The sequence below is a fragment of the Roseateles sp. P5_B10 genome, from assembly GCF_056400485.1.
Window position 1 is genome coordinate 1 of sequence record NZ_JBFULE010000659.1, and the last position, 2,968, is coordinate 2,968.

Genomic DNA, 2,968 nt, shown 5'->3' on the forward strand with positions numbered 1-2,968 from the left:
CCAAGGACCCCGGCCAGGAGCTTTGGGCCCTGCCGGGTGGCTTCGTCGAGCCGCGCGACACGCTCCACCAGTCCGCCGTGCGCGAACTCGAAGAGGAAACCGGCTTGCGACTGCTGCCCGAGACGCTGGCGGGCGCGCTGCAGGGCGTGRCCGTCTTCGACCACCCCGACCGCAGCCAGCGCGGTCGCACGATCTCGCACGCCCACCACTTCGATCTGGGGGATCGCGAGTTGCCCGAGGTGCTGGGCGCAGATGACGCGGCCCAGGCACGCTGGGTGCCGGTGGCTGAACTGGTGGCGATGGAAGAGCAGTTCTTCGACGACCACTTCCACATGCTGGACCGCTTCCTGAGCCTGCTGCCGGCATGACGATTGCCGGAGGCTGCTCACAGCCAAGGAACAGCCATGAACAACCCTTTGCGCCACGTGGGGCAGACGGCGCGCCCGGAGGATCCGCAGGCGCCTGCCGCTCAGCCCGGCGATGCCGCCGCCCAGTCGCTTCCGCAGCATCCGACGGAGAAATCGGACCCGGCTGATGCGCAGCTGCCGACGCCCGCCGGGAAGAAGGACATCCCCGACCTCAAGCCCGGCGAGCCGCCACCGGAATCCAGCGCGGGGTCGTAAGTCCTCAGGACAGCCGGGCCAGCATCATGGCTTCGGTGGCTTCGTCCCAGGCCAGCGGGTAGAGGCTGCGCGCCGAGGCCAGGGAGTCCGGGTGGCCGCCCCACAGCGAAATCTGCTCGCGGATGTCGGCGAAGGCAATGCTCATCAGCACGGCCGGCGCGTCAACACGCGGATTGTGGCGTTCCGCGGTGTAGGGCACGAGGCCCAGGCAACGCCGGTAGAAGCCCACGTGGCGCGGGTTGACCTCGATGACGAGGCGCGCGCAGCGGGCACGGCGGTGGGCGTGCAGATAGCCCAGGTGGAAGATCTGTGCCAGCACGCGCTTGGGGTCATGRGAATGCCTGTCAACGGCCAGGCCGCCGAACTCGCAGAGCTTGTCGCCGGCGGCGCGCCATTCGTCCAACTCTTCCTTGAACAACAGATCGGCGTGCAGGCCGCCGCTGCCGTCGAAGCGCACGGACAGGGTGCCGACGATCTGATCGCCGTCGCGCGCGGTGCAGACGATGTCGCCGTCCTGGTTGCGGCTGCTGTAGCGCTCGCGTGAGATGACCAGCCCGCGGTCGCCATAGCGACGCTCGACAAGGCCCAGGGCCTCGCCATCGAGCGCGCCGAAGTCGCTGTTCAAAGCCAGTGCGGCAGCGCCCGAGAAACTGGGCGACGACGCACTGTGCCGCGTTTGCATGGCAGGGGTCATGGACTGCATCCTTCTTTCCGCGCCGAACGCGCGAGCGGCGCAGTCTAGGAAGGACACCCCCCAAATGGGGGGAGTCTCACAGACCGATACACCAGTCGCATTCCACGCATGAGATTTCTCACGGCCTACCAGTTGCAAGCCGTGCCCTTTGTTAGCGCATGTTTCTCGCTGGTGCGGCGTCGTCCTACAGCGCGGCCTTCGCGCCGGGGCTAACGTTGCGTTCGTCTGCTTCTCCCTCCCTGAGCAGACCGCTGGCAGCCTCGCAGGCGTGCAAGTGATTGCCCCGGCCACTGGCCGGGGCATTTTTTTGGGTGCTACGTGTTTGGGTCCCTGTTGGCACCGGCCGCCTGACGGCCCTGCGTAGCGCTCGCCCGGTCGAACTGACCGAGGAAGGGCGCCCTTATGCGGCGCTAACGCCGCCCCGCACACAGTGGAGGCCTCTTCACCACTCGTGCTCCTCATGGACGCCCTGTTCACCCTGTTCGCCCACCCTCTGCTGACGGCCGCCGGCCTGCTTGGCATCGTGGCGCTGGTCTTCTACAAGCGCACGCTGCGCCTGTTCGGCTTCGTCATCGTGCCCGACGACTCCATCGGCACGGTGACCAAAAACTTCGTTCTGTTCGGTCGCCACCGCGAGCTGCCGCCCGGCCGCATCGTCGCCCTCTACGGTGAAGCCGGCCTGCAGGCCGACACGCTCGCCCCGGGCCTGCACCTGGGCCTGTGGCCCTGGCAGTACGAGATCGAGCTGGTCAAGTTCACCGTCATTCCCGATGACGCCGTCGGCATCGTCGAGGCCTGCGATGGCCTGCCCATGCCCGACGGCCGCGTGCTGGCCCGCCATGTCGACTGCGACCACTTCCAGGATGCCCGCACCTTCCTCGCCGCCGGCGAGCGCGGCCTGCAGATGACCGTCGTGCCCCCGGGCGCCTGGCGCATCAACACGCTGCTGTTCACCGTGCACCTGGAGCGCATGACCGTCATCGAGCCCGGCAAGATCGGCATCGTCGAGGCCCGCGACGGCAAGCCGCTGGCCGGCGGCCGCGTCATCGGCCGCACGGTGGCCTGCGACAGCTTCCAGGACGCCCGCGCCTTCATGGCCGGCGGCGGCGAGCGTGGCCCGCAGATGACCGTCATCCCGCAAGGCAAGTACCGCATCAACCCGCGCTTCTTCAAGGTCGTGCAGGTGCCCGTCACCGACGTGCCCGACAACAAGGTCGGCATCGTCACGACCCGCGAGGGCACGTCCCTGACCACCGGTGAGATCGCCGGCCCCGAAGTGCCCGGCCACAACCTCTTCCAGGAGCCGCATGCCTTCGTCAACGCCGGCGGCACCAAGGGCCTGCAGGAGCAGGTGCTGCTGGCCGGCCGCTACTTCATCAACCCGATGTTCGCCACCGTGGAGATCATCGACATGACCGAGGTACCCATTGCCTCGGTGGGCGTCGTCGTGGCCTTCGTCGGCAAGCCCGGCGTGGACGTGACGGGCGAGGGCTTCCGCCATGCCAACATGGTCCGCCGTGGCGAGAAGGGCGTGTGGGTGGATGTGCTCGACCCCGGCAAGTACGCCATCAACACCTACACCCACAAGGTGCGGGTCGTGCCCACGGCCAATGTGGTGCTGAACTGGGCCACCGGCAAGACCGAGGCCCAC

Annotated in this window: 3 protein-coding genes and 1 pseudogene; 3 read left to right on the forward strand and 1 reads right to left on the reverse strand. The window is 68.1% G+C overall.

The annotated features are described in order from the left end of the window. Positions 1–368, forward strand: a 368-nt coding sequence (locus tag AC1DU6_RS25525) for an NUDIX domain-containing protein (RefSeq protein ID WP_477860516.1), incomplete at its 5' end; no start/stop codon positions are given. A gap of 36 nt (positions 369–404) precedes the next feature. Next, the gene (locus tag AC1DU6_RS25530) at positions 405–623 is read left to right on the forward strand and encodes a hypothetical protein (protein ID WP_056195694.1); all 219 of its coding nucleotides are present in this window, start codon (positions 405–407) and stop codon (positions 621–623) included. A gap of 4 nt (positions 624–627) precedes the next feature. On the opposite strand, the gene AC1DU6_RS25535 is transcribed toward AC1DU6_RS25530, so the two are convergent. Beyond that, positions 628–1,317 carry an N-acyl amino acid synthase FeeM domain-containing protein gene (locus tag AC1DU6_RS25535; RefSeq protein WP_457445632.1) on the reverse strand — a complete coding sequence of 230 codons (690 nt, stop codon included), beginning with the start codon at positions 1,315–1,317 and terminating at the stop codon, positions 628–630. A 460-nt stretch (positions 1,318–1,777) separates the two neighbouring features. On the opposite strand from AC1DU6_RS25535, the pseudogene AC1DU6_RS25540 reads away from it, so the two are divergent. Further along, positions 1,778–2,968 (forward strand): annotated as a pseudogene (locus AC1DU6_RS25540) (SPFH domain-containing protein); the annotation flags it as partial.